This window comes from Paenibacillus prosopidis (assembly GCF_003337375.1).
Classification (GTDB): Bacteria; Bacillota; Bacilli; order Paenibacillales; family Paenibacillaceae; genus Pristimantibacillus; species Pristimantibacillus prosopidis.
Genome location: NZ_QPJD01000009.1, coordinates 226491 through 245244, shown reverse-complemented (window position 1 = coordinate 245244; position 18754 = coordinate 226491). Strand labels below are relative to the sequence as shown.

Sequence of the window (18754 nt, the reverse complement as noted above, 5' to 3'; positions counted from 1 at the left end):
ATGTGGTTTTATTCCCGTTGGCTATACAAGGATAGCGTTGGTTATTACAGGCTAAGCTTACGGATACGCTCAACCGCTTTTTCTGTGTTTTCACGGCTGCCAAATGCGGTTAGGCGGAAATAGCCTTGACCGCTTTGTCCGAAGCCTACACCAGGAGTACCTACGATGTTCGCTTCAGAAAGCAGCTTGTCGAAGAATGACCACGAATCCATCCCGTTCGGTGTTTTCAGCCAAATGTAAGGAGCATTAACGCCGCCATAAACTTCAAGGCCAAGTGATGCAAGCCCATCGCGGATGATCGCTGCGTTTGTCATGTAGTAATCAACCAAAGATTTGATTTGCTCTTTGCCTTCAGGGGAATAAATAGCAGCGGCACCGCGTTGGGTAACGTATGACACGCCATTGAATTTCGTTGTATGACGGCGATTCCACAGATCGTTGATCAGCACTTCGTTGCCTGCCGCATCAAGGCCTTTCAGCTCACGGGGAACTACTGTGTACGCGCAGCGAACGCCTGTGAAGCCAGCTGTTTTTGAGAAGCTGCGGAATTCAATAGCCACTTCGCGAGCGCCTTCGATTTCGTAAATGCTGTGCGGCACATCTTCCTCTTGGATGAATGCTTCGTAAGCCGAATCGTACAAAATGATGCAATTGTTCGCTTTTGCGTAATCAACCCACACTTTGAGCTCTTCCTTCGTCAGCGTCATGCCTGTCGGGTTGTTCGGGTAGCACAAGTAAATGATGTCCACCTTGCGGTCCGGCAAGCTTGGTTTGAAGTCATTTTCCGCTGTGCACTCCAGATATGCAATATTTTCATAACGCTTTGTTTCTTGATTGTATTTGCCGGAGCGTCCTGCCATAACGTTGGTATCCACATACACCGGGTAAACAGGATCCTGAACCGCAACGATGCTGTTTTCGCTGAAAATTTCTTGAATATTTCCCACGTCGCATTTCGAGCCGTCGCTTACGAACACTTCGTTCGATGCAATCTCGATGCCGCGCGCTTTATAATCGTTTTCGATAATAGCTTGAATAAGGAAATCATAGCCTTGCTCCGGGCCGTAGCCGCGGAATGAGCCTGGAGCTGCAAGCTCGTCCACTGCGCTGTGCATTGCTTTGAGCACTGCTTCAGGCAAGCCGCGCGTAACGTCGCCGATGCCTAGACTAATAATTTCAGCATTCGGATTTTCTTGAATGAATTTTGTGCGGCGCTTCGCGATTTCTGAAAAGAGGTAGCTGCCTTGCAGCTCCAAGTAATTTTGATTAATGGATGTCATTTCGGGTCACCTGTCCTTATTATTCATTTTTTTCAGTTGTTATTGATTAGAATAGCTTACTTTTCTGCTCGAAATAATGAATAAAGTAGTGAAAAGTTTGCACTTTTGCACGCTTTATCCTACCTTAACCGCAAGCTGTTCAACACATGCTCGAAATCTGCAGGCAGAGGCACCTCAAACTGAAGTCTTTCACCGCTGCGCGGATGTTTAAAGCCAAGTACAGCTGCATGCAAGGCCTGTCCCTTTAATGCTACGGTCTTATTTCTTCCATACACCGGATCGCCTGCAAGCGGATGTCCGATATATTTCATATGAACGCGGATTTGATGCGTACGTCCTGTCTCAAGCTGCAGCTCTACAATGGAATAGTCCCCTAAACGCTCCAAGACAACAAAATGCGTTACCGCATGCCTGCTGTTGCGCTCCGTAACCGTAAACAGCTTGCGATCCTTCAAATCGCGTCCAATTGGCGCGTCAATCGTCCCTTGGTCATGCGGCAGATTGCCGTGAACGAGAGCGATGTATTTACGCGTTACCGTATGTTCCTTCAATTGCTCAGCAAGCGAGATATGAGCTAAATCATTTTTGGCAGCCATCAGCAAGCCGGTCGTGTCTTTATCGATACGATGGACGATACCTGGCCGTATCATGCCGTTTATGCCGGACAAATCTTTACAATGGTGCATAAGCGCATTGACAAGCGTTCCGGAAGTGTGTCCCGGGGCCGGATGTACGACCATCCCCCGCGGTTTGTTAATGACAATCAAATCGGAATCCTCATAGATGACCTCAAGCGGAATCGCTTCAGGTTCGATCGCCGCATTTTCCAGCTCCGGAATGTGCAAGACAACGCGATTGCTCTCGGTCACTTTATAGTTCGCCTTTGCTGCTTTTCCGTCCACTTCGACGGCCCCGGCTTTAATCCATTCCTGTACTTGCGTCCGTGATACGGCAGTATCGTCCATGCTGTCGGTAACAAACTTATCCAGCCGTTCGCCGGATTGGTCTTCCTCTACAATCCATTCCAACGGTTCATCATTATACGGGCTGCTGCTCATGGTTGTTATGATCCTTGTCCTCTCCATTTTGCATCCGCTTCTTCTCATCCTTCGCGGACAGCAAGGTGTCAATTAGTATTAGTGCCACACCGCACACAATTGCGGAATCAGCTACGTTAAATATCGGGAACTGGTAGCTGCCGAAATTAAATTGCAGGAAATCGACAACCTCTCCGAAACGCGCCCGGTCAAGAAAATTGCCGACCGCCCCGCCAAGTACCAGTCCTAAACCAACTAACAGCCAAGGTTTAGCCGATTTCCGTACCGCCTGTATGTACCAAATAATGCCAATCAAGATAATAATCGTAATGATAATAAAAAACAATCTTTGACCCTGCAGTATTCCAAATGCGGCTCCGCGGTTCCGATGTGACGTTATGAGAAAAAAATTACCGATTACGCTTATTTGCTCTCCAATATTTAGCTGTGTTGCAATTATTTTTTTCGTCACATAATCGAGCACGAAAACGAGAACTGCAATCAAATAATAATAATAACGCATCTTTATCACTCCATCGTAAGCGTATCTGTGACCCAAATTATTGTAGCATAATGAGCTGAGCAAGAGCCAGTGCAAGGCGTATGTTCTTCCATCTAAGTCCATACTGAAAAAACGCGCTGTGGCAAAAGCTAATGAAGCAAATATGTTTTCTGCAAAGGACGGTGTTCCATATGTTAACCTTATCAAACGCTCAGCTATCGCTGCTCCGCAGCAGATTGAACGATGAACAGCATGAGATTGAACAGCGGCTAGAATCAAATGAACATTATGGTCTTGCTAGTTCACTGCGGGACGATACAGGAGAGCTTTCACCAATCGACAACCATCCTGGCGATCTGGCCACTGAGCTTTATGATCGCGAGAAGGACGTCGCCCTACTTGAGCAGGAAGATCTGCATTTAATTCGGATTTCCGCAGCGTTGGAAGCGATGGACAATGGTACGTATGGCATTTGTAAGACGTGCGGCGAGCCCATCCCCTTCGAGCGGCTCGATGCGGTTCCTGATACATTGTTTTGTATTGATCATGCGCCTCGCCAACAGCTTTCACACAATCGGCCTGTTGAAGAATTATTTCTTGATCCGCCATTCGGCAGATCGAGTATGGATCAGCAAAGCTCTTATAACGGATTTGACGGTGAAGATGCTTGGCAAATCGTTGAGCAATGGGGCAATTCAGATTCACCGGCGTATTCCGAAAACCGGGATGTGTCGGATTATGATCATGTCGGCATCGAAGCATACGAGAACGACGGCTTCGTCGAGTCGATTGAAAGCTTCCTTGCCACCGATATCACCGGCCGGCATGTATCTGTCATTCGAAACCGCGAATATACGGATTACATGAACAACGGTGAAGGTGATCATGGTCTGGAAAGTAATGAAGAAACAGATCGTTAATACGTTTTTCCTTCGAGTTGAATTTGTACAATTCGAACAATATCCGCGATATAATCACCAATGATCGGCAAATTTAATGCTCCTAATATACGCAGCACATAAAGGATAGTTGCAGCAAAAAAAGTAAAGCCGATCGCTATGCCGACTCCTCTAGCCGTGCCTGCAAGAAGGTTTCGCCAGATAAGAGATCTTGGTTTGTTTAATAAATCAACATATTCGGCAATGTGCGTTCTTTCCATCTCAGAGGCGATATGTTGTAGTCGTTTATCAAGCTTGCTTAACGAAGATTGCAGCTCGTTCAAATCCTTCAGATTTTCCGGATTATTAGCTTTCATACGAGGCTCCCCTTTGCCAAACAACAAAACGAGGCCAGCCCTGTCAGTCATTGCGGGCAAGCGGGCAATGACTGTCGCTTGCTGCAGCAGCCGATAGGCGGCGGCCTCGTTTTTCGCTTGTATATTTCACCGCGAAACGTAATGTGCCTCCAAAGGACGGCGACAGCCGTTTGCGCTTCTTATACTATATCTTTACCCACGAATGGAAATTCCAATCTCTTTGTCACCAAGCGCTACCCGTTCCATATTCGCAGCCGATTCGTAAGCTACGGTTTGAAGAAGTACGTTTTCGTGAAGCACTGCCGCGAACGCTTCAAGCGCTGCTTTGAGCTCTCCGTCGACATCTAGCACGAGATCGATCCGCTTCTCAATCGGAAGATCGAGCTTTTTACGGGTATCCTGAACGGCACGAATGACTTCGCGAACCCAACCCTCTTGCTCAAGTTCAGCAGTAATATCTGTATTAAGCGCTACTGTAACACCGTTACCGGATGCGGATGCAAAGCCTGACTTCGCTTGCTTCTCAACGAGCAGCTCATCGATTGATACCGTAAGCTGTTCGCCCTCCCCGCTTGTAAAGTCAAAGCTGCCTCCGTTTACTATCGAACGCGACTGTTCGGCAGTCAGACTCTTCAGCTGCGCCTGGATCGGACCGACATGCTTGCCGTACTTTTTACCGGCAACCTTAAGATTCAGCTTTAATGTAAAATCAACAAATCCGCTGTCGGACGTTTGTACCGTAATGGCTTTGACATTAATCTCATCCTTCACGATATCCTCGTAGCCAGCCACATCAAAATCGCGGTCAAGCGACACAATTAGCTCGGACAACGGTTGACGCGTTTTAATGCCTGTTTCGTTACGGACGTTGCGCGCAAGCTCTACGATCTGCTTCGCACTCTCCATATCGCGTTCAAGCGTCTCGTCGATTGCAGCTTCTTCCGATTTCGGGTAGTCAGCAAGATGAACACTTCCTTTTCCGCCCAAATTACGATATACATCTTCAGCCAGCAAAGGCGCATAAGGCGCGATGAGACGGGATAACGTTAGCAAAACGCTGCGCAAAGTTTGATAGGCGGCTAATTTATCATCCGTAAGCCCGCTGCCCCAGAAGCGATCGCGCGAGCGGCGGATGTACCAGTTGCTCAGCTCGTCGACAAAAGTTTCAATCGACTTGGCCGGATTAAGGAAGTCATTGACTTCGAGCCCTTTGTTCACCGTCTTAATTAAGCTGTTCAAACGAGAAACGATCCAGCGGTCAAGTTTGTTATCCGACTTGCTTTCCCCGTGTGCAGTTTGGTCGAATTCGTCAATCGAAGCATACAGCGCATAGAAGGCGTGCGTGTTCACGATCGTATCGATTACTTTCGATTTAGCTTCGCCTACAATGCCGCGCGAGAAACGTTTGCTGTTCCACGGCGCGCTGTCCGCAAGCAGTGCCCAACGGAAAGCATCCGTACCATATTCGTTAATGATTTCCCAAGGGTCAATTACGTTCCCTTTCGACTTGGACATCTTTTGACCGTTCTCATCCAATATGTGACCGGTTGAGATTACCGCTTTATAAGGTGCTTTGCCGTTGTAAAGCGTCGATACTGCCAGCAAGCTGAAAAACCAGCCGCGCGTCTGGTCAATGCCTTCGCAAATGATATCGGCCGGATACTGCTCGGCGAATTTTTCCTCATTTTCGAAAGGATGATGGTGCTGGGCGAATGGCATCGAACCGCTGTCGAACCATACGTCGATAACTTCCGGCGTGCGTGTCATTACTGCGCCTTCTGCGAATGGCGATTTCAATTTAATTTCATCTACGTACGGCTTGTGAAGTTCGATATCAGCCGGCACGTCTCCTACTGCTCTTTCGCGCAAGTCAGCGATGCTGCTCGGCGCGTACTCTTTGCCGGTCTCTTCGCATACCCAAACATTTAGCGGTGTTCCCCAGTAACGGTTGCGGCTTATGTTCCAATCGACCAAATCTTCGAGGAACTTACCGAACCTGCCTTCGCGAATATGGCCAGGATACCAATCTACGCCGTTATTATTGGCGATCAGCTGGTCTTTTACCGCAGTTGTTTGAATGAACCAGCTCTCCGTCGCATAATAGAGCAGCGGTGATTTGCAGCGCCAACAGAAAGGATAGCTGTGCTCGTAACGTTCCTTTGAGAAAAGCAGTCCTTTTTCACTCAGCATTTTCACGATGTCGATGTCGCAGTCCTTAACGAAACGACCGGCTAGATCGACTACCTCGTCTAAGTAACGACCGGCGTTATTGACAACGCTAAGCATACTTATGCCATTTTGACGGGCGACCTTGTAATCGTCCTCACCATGGGCAGGAGCGATATGAACGATACCTGTACCGCTCGTATCGCTGACAAAATCGCCCGAAATAACCACATGTCCTCGTTCGATCGGCACGTAACGGAAAGGGGGTTCATAGCTAAGTCCCACAAGCTCTGCACCCTTAACGACGGACAGCGTTTCATAATCTTCCTTCAGTACGCTTTCAGCCAGGTTTTGAGCTACGATATACACTTCGCCGTTTTTGGAAGCGCGAATATAATCCAGCTCAGGATTGACAGCAAGAGCCGCGTTGGCAGGCAGCGTCCAAGGCGTAGTCGTCCATGCCAGCACGAATTCACCTGATTCCGCAAGCTTAAATTTGACTGTCGCGCTTAAATCTTTAACGTCCTCGTAGCCTTGAGCAACCTCATGCGAGCTGAGTGTCGTTTGGCAGCAAGGGCAATAAGGACTTACGCGGTGTCCGCGATAAAGCAGCCCTTTGCTGTGGATCGTTGACAAAATATGCCAGACGCTTTCGATATATTCATTTTTAAGCGTAATGTAAGGATCGTCCAAATCAGTCCAATAGGCGATCGCTTCGGTAAGTTCCCGCCACTGCTTCTCATATTCAAATACGCTGTCTTTACATTTTTTCACAAATTTTTCGATGCCGTACTCCTCGATCTCCTGTTTGCCTGAAATGCCAAGCTGCTTTTCTACCCCAAGCTCAACCGGAAGACCATGTGTATCCCAGCCCGCTTTACGGACGACGCGGTAGCCTGCCATCGTTTTGTAGCGGCAAATAAAATCCTTAATGACCCGCCCAAGCACGTGGCCGATATGCGGCGCACCATTAGCCGTCGGCGGCCCTTCATAAAATACAAAGTTCGGCTTGCCTTCACGATTCGAAATTGATTTCTTAAATGTCTCGTCTGTCTTCCATTGTTCAAGCACACGCAGCTCACGGCTGCGGGCGCGTTCCTTTACGTCTACGCGTTGCATCGCTTCAGCCTCCCTGTTTAAACAAAAATAAAGCCTCATCCCTGTGAGAAGGGACGAGGCTTAGTCGCGTTACCACCCTTGTTCCGCACATGCTGCGTAATCACAGCAAGCTTTTGACAGCATTCCGTTCATTTGAACGTCACTTATCATACGGCACCTTAGTCGCGAACATATAGTTCGCGTTCCCTGTAACGGAGGACATCCGTCAGCACTTACTGCTGCTTTCGCAGGTTCGGCGCCGCTTCTCAGAGAGGATATTCCGCAATGGCTCACACACCGGACTTTCAGCTGCCGCCGGCTCTCTGAGGAGTGACCCTAAAACGTACTCGTTCTCTTCAACGAAGTTTCATTATCAATTAATTACTATTAGTTATAGCTTAAGTGCAGGCTAAATGTCAAATGTCAAATCGCCTAATTAGTCACCCGTTAGCCGCGCAGCAGCTCGTGCTCCGATTGTCTTGCCTGCTGCGGCTCAAGCGTATCCCAGCCGTCAACGGTGAGCAGCTCAAGCTGGGCTTCAACGAGCGTACGGAAGCGTGCTCGGTAAACCGAGGCTTGTTTCTTAAGCTCTTCCACCTCGAGAGAAACTTTTCGCGATTTAGCAAGAGAATCATTAATGATTCGATCGGCATTTTTTTCCGATTCTTTGATGATGAGCTGCGCTTCCTTCTTCGCGTTGTTTCTCACTTCATCCGCAGCTTCCTGCGCAATGATAATCGTCTTGCTGAGCGTTTCTTCGATGTTGGTAAAATGATTTAATCTTTCTTGCAAGGCAAGCATCTGATTTTGCAGCTCTTTATTTTCACGAATGAGCGATTCATAGTCTTTAATGACCTGATCCAGGAATTCGTTCACTTCATCCTCATCGTAGCCGCGTAATCTTCGTCCAAACTCTTTGTTATGTATGTCCAATGGCGATAACGGCATTGGCGCACCTCCTCATGGTATTTATGACTCTGGCAACCGGATTACACCATTATGTTGAGAAAACATTCGACAACCGAAAGTGAAATCCTGCAAACATTTAAATAAATTTGCCAATCTTGACACGAATCCTGCCTTTTTTTGTCACACCATCGACTTCAAGCACTTTAAAACGGCCCAACCCCTTAAAAGAAACGACATCTCCAGCCCGCAGCGGCTCTGAAGGATCCTCTTCCGACTTCCAATTGACTCTGCATCTTCCAGCTCTAATCGGATCAACAATTTTGGATCGGCTGATCCGGTAAACGTCGCTTGCGATGCCATCCAGCCTCATAGAAGCAACAGACAAACTCATTTCCTCTAACCTTGGTATAACCGTTTGCAGCTCAGCAAGCGGAATCACATCCGTAAGTACGTTAATCCGGTGCACTTGCCTCAGGTGTATATTTAAGTAATCGGCAATTTCATCCGTAATGATGATATGGCAAAACTGTTCGTGCACATGAATGTCGCCGATTCGATCACGTTTTATACCGAGTCCCAGCAATGCGCCCAAAAAATCGCCGTGATCAAGCTCCAGCTGCGCTTGTCCAGGTCCGTTAACCGCAAGAACGGAAATTCCCATCGCCTCATCATCCAGGCTTCGGTAATCAGGTCCAATAATGGCGCGCTGCCGTTCGGCTTGCTCATATCCGCCATCTAATCGAACGTCTACGTCCGGATTCCTGTTAGCAAGCATCGTTACGATTTGCGCTTGTCTCGGGTCTAAAAAATCGGTCCGCTTCAGCTCATGCTGCTGTGCGGACCGTTCTACCCACTCCATGGCCCGATCGACGAAAGGTTTCTCATCGGGATGGAAATGATCGTATATTCCTTGTTTCATGGTTCGTCATTCCCTTAAATAAAAAAATCGAAAACCGCAATTAACCCGTATGCGACAAATTGCAGAGCGAACACGGCTAATATCGGCGAAAGGTCCAGCATCCCCCCGATTGGCGGAATAAACCTTCTGAAAATACCTAAGTATGGCTCAACAATCTTACCGAGAAATACCCCGATAAAGCTTTCGCGAGCATTCGGCAACCAAGAAAGCAGCACATAACCAATAATCATAAACGTGTAAATTCGTTGTACCAGCATAACAATGCTATAAATCTGATCCATCAACAACTCAAGGTCACCTCATTTTATTGTAGTCGTTCTCCTCCGCCAGCATTTCCGTAATGGAACCTTGAATCTCTACAGAATCCGGCGTGCATAGAAAAATATTAGGACCAAGCTTAGAGATGCTGCCGCTTAAAGCGTACACTGTACCGCTAAGGAAATCAACAATCCTCACAGCCAGGTCGGTCCGGACACGCTGCAAATTCACTATAATAGCACGGCGTGAACGCAAATGGTCGGCAATTTCCTGAGCTTCGTCATAAGAACGCGGCTCGCTAAGCACGACCCTAACATTTTTTTGCGAATGGATGCTGACGACGTTATTGCTCTTCGTATTTTTACGTGTCTCAAACGGAGAAGTTTCAGCTTCGTGTTCTTCCGGTTGGGTAACTCTTTCACGCTCAACGACCTCTTCTTCCTCCTGCAAGCCGAGGAAATTCATAAATCGGTTCATGACGCTCATCCTTTATTCCTCCTCTTTCCCTACTAGTGTGGTACCGAGTCGAATCCATGTCGCTCCCTCTTCTATTGCCACTTCAAAATCATTCGACATGCCCATAGACAATTGGGTAATGCTTTGCACCTCCGGCGTACGCTGCTGCAACTCATCACGCAGTCCGCGCAGAGCTCTAAATACAAATCGTGTTTGCTCTGGTTCAGCTTCATATGGCGCCATAGTCATTAAGCCAATCGGTTGTAATGACTTGAACTGCTGTAGTTGTACAACAAAAGAAAATAGCTGCTTCGGTTCAATTCCGTGCTTCGAGTCCTCGCCTGAAACATTAACTTGAATAAAGCAAGGAACAATAATGCCAAGCTGCGACGCACGCTTGTCGATCGCCTGAGCTAACGATAGCCTGTCCAGCGAATGAATGTATGTAAACTTCCCGATGACGTCCTTTACCTTATTCGTTTGCAATGAACCGATAAAATGCCAGACAGGTTGCCCTCCTTCAGCAGCCAACTGCTCATTGCTGCTGATCGCTTCCCATTTGGCCTGCGCATCCTGCCAACGGTTTTCCCCCAGATGACGCAAGCCATGCTCTAACGCATCTATTGTCGTATCCAGCGATACATATTTCGTAACTGCAATAATTTGAACATCTTCTCTGCTGCGTCCAGATCGTTCGCATGCCCGCTTAATGCGTTCTTCCACCTGCAGCATTCTGTTCTCTAAAATACTCGACATGCTTCACCTCTCCCGAATGCCGATCCAGCTGGCCATTCGGCCGGTTAAGCCGCCTTCTTTGCGATGGGAATAAAATAAATCCCGCCTGCAGCCAGTGCACCACTGTGTAATTTCGATATGGATCGGCAAAATTCCTGCTTTTATCATAATCTGTCGGTTTATTTCTTTCAAGTTTAAATTCGCTTTACCGTTATCGGATAATTTCATCATCGTTTCTGCAGTTTCACCGCTAAGATTCAGCTCATCAATAAGCTGCTCCACCTTAGCGATAACAATCCCATCAATCTCATAACAGCAGCTTCCGATAGATGGGCCTATCGCTGCGACAAGCGTCTGGGGATTCGACCCGTATGCCTGCGCCATCGCCTGAATCGTTTCAGCAGCAATTTGCTGTACAGTTCCTTTCCAGCCCGCATGAGCTAGCGCTGCCGCCCGATGCTCCGGATCATAGAAATAAAGCGGGACGCAATCCGCATAAAAGGATGCCAGCAGCACATTAGGCACATCGGTCATAATTGCGTCGCAGTCAGCGATGACGTCATCTAAAGAGGCTCTCCCTTTCCCGCGGTCAGCCTCCGTAACTTGAAATACCCGATTCCCGTGCACTTGTTCGGCGCATGTCCACGTATCGAAGGGCCAACCTATAGTTTCAGTCAAGATTTGACGATTCGTGATGACATGCCCGTCTTGATCTCCTACGTGTAAGCCCATATTCAAAGAAGCCCAAGGAGCTTCACTAATTCCGCCATCTCTGCCCGTAAAACCAGCCGTCAACCCGGCATAACGTTCATTCCATTCAGACAACAAAAAAAGCGAAGGTCCCTTCGCTGATTGCATGTGGTCAAAAGGTTCCATTCGGTATCACCTCTGTTCAAGGTTTGCGCAGCAAACCTGCATCGTAAGCATAGGCTTAGGTATGCATAGGCTCAGTTTAACGTGTTAAGAGCGGGCATGCAAATCCTCATCGTCCGAACGAAGCGCTTTTGTATCATCCATACGAACAAGAACAACGTCCGCGCCTATCTTCACAATATTTCTCCATGGGATGACAACCTCCGTGCCTCCTCCGCCGAACAGGCCAAAATACTTCGTGAATTGAGGAACTACAATCGAATCAATGCGCCCTTGCCGCAAATCGAGCTCCAAATCGGTTATTTGACCAAGCTTTTTACCATCCACAATATTAATAACGTCCTTCGTTTGAAAATCAGAGATTTTCATTTGCCTCACCACTTTTCAAGTAGGATGATCGTCCGTTTTCTTCTCCTATAACTATATGAGCAATTTGCCCAAAATGTCCTGCTTTGAAAAAAAACGATTGGATTGGCATAAATATCGGTCTACTTAATGTTTATTAGCCCAAAACATAAAAAACGGTGCCTCTCGGCACCGTTTTTTATGTTTTGACATGCTTTTGCATTTGCTGGATGGCGGATTTCTCCAGCCTTGATACTTGAGCCTGCGAGATGCCGATCTCATCGGCAACCTCCATTTGCGTCTTGCCTTCAAAAAAACGCATCGACAAAATCATTTTTTCCCGGTCATTCAGCTTATGCATCGCTTCGCGAAGCGCGATCTCCTCGATCCAAGAGACATCCTTGTTTCGGTCGTCGCTAATTTGGTCCATAACGTAAATCGGATCACCGCCGTCATGATAGATCGGTTCGAACAAAGAAACCGGATCCTGGATGGCGTCGAGCGCAAAAACAACGTCTTCCTTCGGCACGTTCAGTGCTTCCGATATTTCAAAAATCGTCGGCTCGCGCGAGTTTTTGTTCGTTAAGCTGTCTCTTACCTGAAGCGCCTTATAGGCGATATCCCTCAGGCTCCTTGATACGCGTATCGGGTTATTATCTCGCAAGTAACGGCGTATTTCTCCGATAATCATCGGTACGGCATAGGTGGAAAATTTGACATTCTGGCTAAGGTCGAAATTATCTATCGCCTTCATAAGTCCGATGCAGCCGACCTGGAACAAGTCGTCTACAAACTCTCCCCTATTGTTAAACCGTTGTATAACGCTAAGTACTAGCCGCAGGTTGCCGTTTACTAATTTCTCTCTTGCTGCCCACTCGTTGCGGGTTTGCAATGCCGTAAACAATTCTCTCATCTCAGCATTGGTAAGGACAGGCAGTTTCGCGGTATCCACTCCACAGATCTCGACTTTATTTCGGGTCAACGTGATTACCTCCCAAGGAGAAACATTACTGTACATTATCTCCTTGGGCCCTCTTTTTATTCCTAAAGTGACATCGTTCGACAACTGCAGGCAGCACGTGGAATTTAAACCATTTTGTTAAATTCTTTACGAAGACGTTTTATAATTCGCTTCTCCAAACGTGAAATGTACGATTGAGAAATGCCGAGAAGATCGGCAACATCCTTTTGCGTTTTTTCCTCACCATCCGCAAGTCCGAAGCGAAGTTCCATAATGATCCGTTCCCGCTCGGACAGCTTATCAAGCGCTTTATGAAGCAGCTTGCGGTCTACCTGCTCTTCAATGTTACGGTAAATCGTGTCATTTTCCGTACCCAATACATCGGAAAGCAGCAGCTCGTTTCCGTCCCAATCAATGTTAAGCGGTTCATCAAAAGATACCTCTGTCCGTGTCTTGCTGTTACGGCGCAAATACATCAATATTTCATTTTCGATACAGCGCGAGGCGTACGTCGCAAGCTTGATCTTTTTTTCCGGATCAAACGTGTTGACTGCCTTTATAAGGCCGATAGCGCCAATCGATACAAGATCTTCAATGTGAATACCGGTATTTTCAAATTTCCGCGCAATATAAACGACGAGCCTTAAATTACGTTCGATGAGCATCGCCCGGATTGCGCTATCGCCCGAAGGCAGCTTTTCCAGTAAATATTCTTCTTCTTCGCGAGTCAGAGGAGGCGGGAGCGCTTCACTGCCGCCGATATAATAAATCTCTTCGCTTTTTAGTCCGAATAAAAACAAAACACGGTAATAATATAACTGCAGGATCAATTTATACTTGACGAGCATCAGGCCCATCCCTCCCCGATTGTATAAGCATACGTTCTTTACTGTTGTACCATTGACGGATGGATAATCGCTCGATATGCCCCATCAGACGTAAGCTTTCCGCCGTCAAGCCCGATAAGCACCTTCCGCGTTTCAAAAACCTGTCCTTCCCGGGTAATCTCAACCGCATCCGGTTTAAGCGCCAGCATAAACTGTGATCCACGGTTAACGCCCCTGTAAGGTACAAGTCGCAACCGATCCTGCCACACGAAAGCATGTTCATCCATTCCCGCCACAAGACGATCCACTTGTGCGTCGCGTATACTGTTCAACCACGATTCGGGCAAATCATCCTGCCATAGCGCAGCTTCCATGACCATCACCGGCGTCCGGGTTAGCGGATCATACAGCTGGTTTCCGGTATCGATCAGACCAATGCAGGTTTGTATGCGTTCGCCAATAATTATTTTGACATCTGCCAAATGAGTGTGCACCAGCTCCCTTTCTCGTTTTTGCGTCAATACGGTACGGTATATATACAGTCCGATACAAAACGCAGCAATCAAATAAAAAAGTCCCATTTTGAGCTCCACGCGCATGCTGCCGTTCACGAACGTAATCGTCCTCCAAACCTCGCCTGAGCCTTGCATGAACAAATAATAAAGCCCTAACACTGCACCGGCCGCAACAAAATTAACCGCATAAAACGCTGCCACATTTCGCAAAAAATGTTGAATCGACGCAAAGCCGAACGCAATCCAAACCATCAAAAGCGACAAAGCGATTTTTACACCCAACGTAAATAAAAAAGACAATTGCGGAAACAGCATCAGCACGACATAACATGCTCCGACAGCGGCCGCCGATAACACCCGCCAAGGACGCGGCTTCAAATGACGAGCCCACGCGGAGGTTAATAGAATAGCACCATCAACGAGCAGCTCTCGCAAAAACATGATATCCACATATACAGCCACTTCGGCCACCTTCCTGCTGCTCCGGTAAACGGGTTTGCAGCCGGTACCCGGGAGAACGATTGAGACTAGTATATTAAAATCCTATTTCAAAGTCTGTCTATTCATGACGGCATGACACATCTTTTTTTGTCGAGTATGAGTATAAAAACCGCCAAGCCCGCGCTGGAACCTTAATTCTAGCGGCTTGTTCGTAGAGCTTTTACGTCGTATGTTTGAGCCATTTAAGTTGAGCTGTGAAGCACATCGCTTACTCGGAAATGCATCAAATCCGAGGAGGCATTTTTTTTATTTTAACTAAAAGAGTGATTATTTTGTCGTTTCAAGCAGCCTATGGAAATTGACTGGAGAAGCATCTCGAAGAAAGAAAAGGAGAGAAGAATCGCAGACTTGCGGATGGCCCTGGTCATGCGGATAAGCTATTTTAGGAGAGTGAGCACCTTATAAAAAAAACCGCCTCACGGACAAGCCGGAGAGGCGGAATCACCATGCTTATTAACGGTCGCTGCGAGGACGGTTGCGCAGGAATGCCGGAATTTCAAGCTGATCGCTAGACGTATTGTTAGCTCCGAAAGGCTTCACACCAGATGCGCTTCCGGATTGTCTTATATCAGCCGATTCAGGCTGCTGTTGAGGCGTACGGCGAATTGCTGCAGACGATTTGTATTCAAATCCTGTCGCAATGACAGTAACTTTGATTTCATCCTTCAGGTCCTCGTCGATAATCGCACCGAAAATCATATTTACATCCGGATCGGATGCTGAAATAACGATTTCCGCCGCTTCATTCACTTCATAGAGCGACAAGTTGCTGCCGCCTGTGATGTTCATAATAACGCCGCGAGCGCCGTCGATTGACGTTTCAAGCAACGGGCTCATAATCGCTTTTCTTGCAGCTTCGGCAGCACGATTCTCGCCCGTTGCAATACCGATACCCATAAGGGCTGATCCACGTTCTGTCATGATCGTTTTCACGTCCGCAAAGTCGAGGTTGATCAGACCAGGTACTTGGATTAGATCGGAAATGCCTTGTACCGCTTGCCGAAGCACATTATCCGCTTCGCGGAATGCTTCAAGCATCGGAGTCTTCTTATCTACAATCTCAAGCAACCGGTCATTCGGGATAACGATTAACGTATCTACTTTTTCTTTGAGCGCTTCGATGCCAAGCTCAGCTTGTCCCGCACGCTTACGGCCTTCAAAGGTAAACGGACGTGTTACAACACCAACAGTCAACGCACCGCATTCCCTTGCAATTTCTGCGATAACCGGTGCTGCGCCTGTTCCAGTTCCCCCCCCCATGCCAGCCGTGACAAAAACCATGTCAGAGCCTTTAAGCTGATTCATAATAATTTCACGAGATTCCTCAGCTGCCTTGCTGCCTACCTCAGGATTTGCGCCTGCCCCTAAGCCGCGTGTCAGCTTATCGCCGATTTGCAGCTTATGCTCTGATTTAGCCAAGTGGAGCGCTTGTGCATCGGTATTCACCGTAATAAACTCCACGCCTTTAACACCGTTCTCTATCATACGGTTGACCGCATTGCTGCCGCCTCCGCCAACACCGATTACTTTTATTTGAGCTAACTGCTCAAGCTCAAAATCGAATTCCAACATCTTCATTTTCCCCCAGTCAAGCGTAAACTTCTGACGCCGGCCACAAACGGCGCAGTAACGTTTCGCGGTGAAATATAAGTATCGTGTAACGGTGAAACTTATATTATCTTATTTTTTCAAATGAATTCGTTAAACATATTTTTTAATCGCTCGATCATACCGGGTTTAGATGAAGCTGCGGGGCTACTCGCTTTACGGCTTGCCGTTTTCTTCACTGTTCCGACTCCACGAACTCCCATATATTTCGACACGTATTGAATCATGCCTACGCCGCTGCTGAAAGCCGGATCTCTTACTCCGATATAATCCGGCAGCGCAATTCGCACGGAAGCTTCCAGCTCTGTCTGGGCCAAAGCTAGCGTTCCCGGCATTGAAACCGTGCCCCCGGTAAGGACGTAACCGTTCACCTTATCTCCATAGCCCAGTCTGCGAACCTCTTGGCGGACCAGATGGAAAATTTCTTGCATGCGAGGTTCGATAATGCTTGCAAGATCTAGCTGTGAAAATTCTTTTTCTACGTTGCTGCCCATGCGGGTAACTTTAAACTTCACATCTTCAGCTGCGTCCGGGACATTGGCGCATCCGTATTTTAATTTAATTTTCTCCGCTTGATCGCTTTGCGTCCGCAAACCGTAAGCAATATCATTCGTCACATATTCTCCGCCGATAGGCAGCGTTGAAGTAGCAGCCAGTCCACCTTGATCGTAGATAGCAATCGTGCAGGAGCCTGCGCCGATATCGGTCAGTACGGTGCCAATAGACTTCTCATCCTTCGTCAGCGACATAACGCCAGAAGCTAATGATAACAAAATGACACCGGAAATACGAAGTCCCGCTTTCTCCACACAACGCATCAGATTATGTATCGCGGTCTTCGTTCCCGTAACGATTGTCGCCTCTACCTCGAGGCGGACGCCAATCATGCCGCGCGGATCAGAAATGCCTTCCAAGCCGTCGACCAAATACTGCTTTGGTACCAAATTAATTATTTCACGCTCCGGTGGAAGTGCGACTACTTTAGCTGCTTGCAATACTCGTTCAATATCCTCTTCACCAATCTCGCGATCCTCGTTGGATACTGCAACGACGCCACGATTAGTTTGCAGTGCAATATGATTGCCCTGAATACCTACGTAAACGTCTGATATTTGAATGCCTACCATGCGCTCCGCATGCTCAACAGCATTGCGGATCGATTGCACGGTTTGGTCAATATCTACAATTGCTCCTTTGCGAATACCCTCCGAGTCGGCAGATCCAACTCCAATAATATTAATGGCTCCATTGCTCATTTCACCAATAATAGCACGAACTTTGGATGTACCGATGTCCAAACTGACGATGATGTCGTTGCTGCTCAACTCGCGGCACCTCCGTTTCAAATAAAAAATTTAATATTACACTTGCTTAAGGTCTTTCTACATATTCAACGCTTTTGATATTTTCCCTCTTTTTTCAACAAATTTTTCACAGTTATTTTCGGTATGTGTCGAGCTCTGATCCTTGCGAAGCCCTATAAATCCTAATGTTATCCAGCTTCATCATATATAAATGCGATAAATAAAATTCTACCATTCTTTCAAGCTATTGAGTAGTCTCTTTTTGCTCTGAGTCTATATTTTCTAAATTTTCCGTATTAAAGGGAACGTATGTGTCGGCGAGAAGCATCGTAATTTTACCCGGCTCCTGTGTCTCAATGACAGCGTTTAATGCCTCGATTTTGTCTGGCAGTACCGATACTGCGGTTACCACCTCGAATTTGGTTCGCGTATACATCAAGATACGGTCAGGATAAGCAGTTGACGGAATCGGAATAATTTCCGACAGATCTGATAGCTGTTTCACCGGAATTTTGCCAAGCTGCTTCGTCAGTTCGGCCTTGATAGGATCCGTTGGAGACCAGCCGGACAGCACCGGCTTGTCTACAAGCATCAATTCATCATTCCTCGCGTCGACGCTCGTTCCGTTCGACAAAAGCGCTGTCATTTCTCCTTGTTCTGACAACTCAAATGCGACAACCGGGTATTCCTCTACCGCAATTTTCACCACGCCTGGAAATACTTTCGTAACGGTTACCTCATTAATTTGCGGCAGTGTGCGAACCCGATCTTCTATCGTTGCTGAAGTCGTCCGAAAGAAAGCATCCCCGACAGCTACCGCAGCTGCCTGTCCGATTTCCTCGGCCGTTGCAAACCTTGTGCCTTTAACTTGTATTTCTGATATTTTGCTAATCGAGGAATTAAAAAATAATACCGCAAGCAGAGAAATAAATAATAGAAAGACAATGGCGAGCAGCTTTCGGCTGCCTTTGCGTTTCCGACTAGGTTCCTTTAGTACGGGCATCTGAGCGCTCATAACTTGTCCCTTCTTTCCAAAAAAACATCCGGCCCCCTTAAAGCTTTACGAAGTAAAGCTCACTTCGTAAGCAATCGCTTAGCTTTACGAAGTAAAGCTCACTTCGTAAGCAATCGCTTAGCTTTACGAAGTAAAGCTCGCTTCGTAAGCAATCGCTTAGCTTTACAAAGTAAAGCTAAGCTGTCTTCGA

The 18754-nt window shown here is 47.3% G+C and carries 19 protein-coding genes and 1 other annotated feature; of the genes, 1 reads left to right on the top strand and 18 read right to left on the bottom strand.

The window, feature by feature from the left end:
* Positions 1-44: 44 nt before the first annotated feature.
* The 3 genes from DFP97_RS16055 to lspA form a co-directional block, all read right to left on the bottom strand.
* Positions 45-1280 carry an LL-diaminopimelate aminotransferase gene (locus DFP97_RS16055; RefSeq protein WP_114381198.1) on the bottom strand — a complete coding sequence of 412 codons (1236 nt, stop codon included), beginning with the start codon at positions 1278-1280 and terminating at the stop codon, positions 45-47.
* A gap of 119 nt (positions 1281-1399) precedes the next feature.
* Entirely contained in the window at positions 1400-2338 is a 939-nt protein-coding gene (locus DFP97_RS16050) for an RluA family pseudouridine synthase (RefSeq protein ID WP_114381197.1), read from the bottom strand.
* Complete coding sequence (gene lspA, locus DFP97_RS16045) at positions 2319-2840, bottom strand: signal peptidase II (RefSeq protein ID WP_114381196.1); 522 nt, start codon at positions 2838-2840, stop codon at positions 2319-2321. The genes DFP97_RS16050 and lspA overlap by 20 nt, the downstream gene beginning before the upstream one ends.
* A 170-nt stretch (positions 2841-3010) precedes the next feature.
* Between lspA and DFP97_RS16040 the strand changes: the two genes are divergently transcribed.
* A complete protein-coding gene (locus DFP97_RS16040) occupies positions 3011-3739 on the top strand; it encodes a TraR/DksA C4-type zinc finger protein (protein WP_114381195.1) in 729 nt (242 codons plus the stop codon).
* Here DFP97_RS16040 and DFP97_RS16035 read toward each other — a convergent pair.
* From DFP97_RS16035 to DFP97_RS15965, 15 genes are all read right to left on the bottom strand, one after another.
* Positions 3736-4074 carry a DUF5665 domain-containing protein gene (locus DFP97_RS16035; RefSeq protein ID WP_114381194.1) on the bottom strand — a complete coding sequence of 113 codons (339 nt, stop codon included), beginning with the start codon at positions 4072-4074 and terminating at the stop codon, positions 3736-3738. The two genes, DFP97_RS16040 and DFP97_RS16035, sit on opposite strands and share 4 nt — an antisense overlap.
* 192 nt (positions 4075-4266) lie before the next feature.
* Positions 4267-7359, bottom strand: a complete 3093-nt coding sequence (gene ileS / locus DFP97_RS16030; RefSeq protein ID WP_114381193.1) for an isoleucine--tRNA ligase — start codon at positions 7357-7359, stop codon at positions 4267-4269.
* 46 nt (positions 7360-7405) lie between these two features.
* Positions 7406-7707, bottom strand: a binding site (T-box leader).
* 78 nt (positions 7708-7785) lie between these two features.
* Positions 7786-8286 carry a DivIVA domain-containing protein gene (locus tag DFP97_RS16025; RefSeq protein ID WP_114381192.1) on the bottom strand — a complete coding sequence of 167 codons (501 nt, stop codon included), beginning with the start codon at positions 8284-8286 and terminating at the stop codon, positions 7786-7788.
* Between the two features lie 97 nt (positions 8287-8383).
* Positions 8384-9166 carry a YlmH family RNA-binding protein gene (locus DFP97_RS16020; RefSeq protein ID WP_114381191.1) on the bottom strand — a complete coding sequence of 261 codons (783 nt, stop codon included), beginning with the start codon at positions 9164-9166 and terminating at the stop codon, positions 8384-8386.
* Between the two features lie 14 nt (positions 9167-9180).
* A complete protein-coding gene (locus DFP97_RS16015; RefSeq protein ID WP_114381260.1) occupies positions 9181-9447 on the bottom strand; it encodes a YggT family protein in 267 nt (88 codons plus the stop codon).
* 13 nt (positions 9448-9460) lie between these two features.
* A complete protein-coding gene (locus tag DFP97_RS16010) occupies positions 9461-9910 on the bottom strand; it encodes a cell division protein SepF (protein WP_114381190.1) in 450 nt (149 codons plus the stop codon).
* Positions 9911-9913: 3 nt separating this feature from the next.
* Positions 9914-10636: a YggS family pyridoxal phosphate-dependent enzyme gene (locus tag DFP97_RS16005; protein ID WP_114381189.1), complete on the bottom strand. Its 723-nt coding sequence runs from the start codon at positions 10634-10636 to the stop codon at positions 9914-9916.
* Positions 10637-10639: 3 nt separating this feature from the next.
* The gene (gene pgeF, locus DFP97_RS16000) at positions 10640-11491 is read right to left on the bottom strand and encodes a peptidoglycan editing factor PgeF (protein ID WP_114381188.1); all 852 of its coding nucleotides are present in this window, start codon (positions 11489-11491) and stop codon (positions 10640-10642) included.
* A gap of 84 nt (positions 11492-11575) precedes the next feature.
* Positions 11576-11857: a YlmC/YmxH family sporulation protein gene (locus tag DFP97_RS15995; RefSeq protein WP_114381187.1), complete on the bottom strand. Its 282-nt coding sequence runs from the start codon at positions 11855-11857 to the stop codon at positions 11576-11578.
* A gap of 175 nt (positions 11858-12032) precedes the next feature.
* Positions 12033-12815, bottom strand: a complete 783-nt coding sequence (sigG, locus tag DFP97_RS15990; protein WP_114381186.1) for an RNA polymerase sporulation sigma factor SigG — start codon at positions 12813-12815, stop codon at positions 12033-12035.
* 104 nt (positions 12816-12919) lie between these two features.
* Positions 12920-13642, bottom strand: a complete 723-nt coding sequence (gene sigE / locus DFP97_RS15985) for an RNA polymerase sporulation sigma factor SigE (RefSeq protein ID WP_114381185.1) — start codon at positions 13640-13642, stop codon at positions 12920-12922.
* Positions 13643-13680: 38 nt separating this feature from the next.
* Complete coding sequence (spoIIGA, locus tag DFP97_RS15980) at positions 13681-14598, bottom strand: sigma-E processing peptidase SpoIIGA (RefSeq protein ID WP_114381184.1); 918 nt, start codon at positions 14596-14598, stop codon at positions 13681-13683.
* A 492-nt stretch (positions 14599-15090) separates the two neighbouring features.
* A complete protein-coding gene (gene ftsZ / locus DFP97_RS15975) occupies positions 15091-16209 on the bottom strand; it encodes a cell division protein FtsZ (protein ID WP_114381183.1) in 1119 nt (372 codons plus the stop codon).
* Positions 16210-16325: 116 nt separating this feature from the next.
* Positions 16326-17570 carry a cell division protein FtsA gene (ftsA, locus tag DFP97_RS15970; RefSeq protein WP_114381182.1) on the bottom strand — a complete coding sequence of 415 codons (1245 nt, stop codon included), beginning with the start codon at positions 17568-17570 and terminating at the stop codon, positions 16326-16328.
* Positions 17571-17793: 223 nt separating this feature from the next.
* Positions 17794-18564: a cell division protein FtsQ/DivIB gene (locus tag DFP97_RS15965; RefSeq protein ID WP_114381181.1), complete on the bottom strand. Its 771-nt coding sequence runs from the start codon at positions 18562-18564 to the stop codon at positions 17794-17796.
* Positions 18565-18754 lie beyond the last annotated feature (190 nt).

Bases quoted from the DNA above. Each gene is read 5' to 3' on its own strand.
- DFP97_RS16055 (WP_114381198.1), bottom strand. From the start codon at position 1,280: ATGACATCCATTAATCAAAATTACTTGGAGCTGCAAGGCAGCTACCTC.
- DFP97_RS16050 (WP_114381197.1), bottom strand. From the start codon at position 2,338: ATGAGCAGCAGCCCGTATAATGATGAACCGTTGGAATGGATTGTAGAG.
- lspA (WP_114381196.1), bottom strand. From the start codon at position 2,840: ATGCGTTATTATTATTATTTGATTGCAGTTCTCGTTTTCGTGCTCGAT.
- DFP97_RS16040 (WP_114381195.1), top strand. From the start codon at position 3,011: ATGTTAACCTTATCAAACGCTCAGCTATCGCTGCTCCGCAGCAGATTG.
- DFP97_RS16035 (WP_114381194.1), bottom strand. From the start codon at position 4,074: ATGAAAGCTAATAATCCGGAAAATCTGAAGGATTTGAACGAGCTGCAA.
- ileS (WP_114381193.1), bottom strand. From the start codon at position 7,359: ATGCAACGCGTAGACGTAAAGGAACGCGCCCGCAGCCGTGAGCTGCGT.
- DFP97_RS16025 (WP_114381192.1), bottom strand. From the start codon at position 8,286: ATGCCGTTATCGCCATTGGACATACATAACAAAGAGTTTGGACGAAGA.
- DFP97_RS16020 (WP_114381191.1), bottom strand. From the start codon at position 9,166: ATGAAACAAGGAATATACGATCATTTCCATCCCGATGAGAAACCTTTC.
- DFP97_RS16015 (WP_114381260.1), bottom strand. From the start codon at position 9,447: ATGGATCAGATTTATAGCATTGTTATGCTGGTACAACGAATTTACACG.
- DFP97_RS16010 (WP_114381190.1), bottom strand. From the start codon at position 9,910: ATGAGCGTCATGAACCGATTTATGAATTTCCTCGGCTTGCAGGAGGAA.
- DFP97_RS16005 (WP_114381189.1), bottom strand. From the start codon at position 10,636: ATGTCGAGTATTTTAGAGAACAGAATGCTGCAGGTGGAAGAACGCATT.
- pgeF (WP_114381188.1), bottom strand. From the start codon at position 11,491: ATGGAACCTTTTGACCACATGCAATCAGCGAAGGGACCTTCGCTTTTT.
- DFP97_RS15995 (WP_114381187.1), bottom strand. From the start codon at position 11,857: ATGAAAATCTCTGATTTTCAAACGAAGGACGTTATTAATATTGTGGAT.
- sigE (WP_114381185.1), bottom strand. From the start codon at position 13,642: ATGCTCGTCAAGTATAAATTGATCCTGCAGTTATATTATTACCGTGTT.
- ftsZ (WP_114381183.1), bottom strand. From the start codon at position 16,209: ATGTTGGAATTCGATTTTGAGCTTGAGCAGTTAGCTCAAATAAAAGTA.
- DFP97_RS15965 (WP_114381181.1), bottom strand. From the start codon at position 18,564: ATGAGCGCTCAGATGCCCGTACTAAAGGAACCTAGTCGGAAACGCAAA.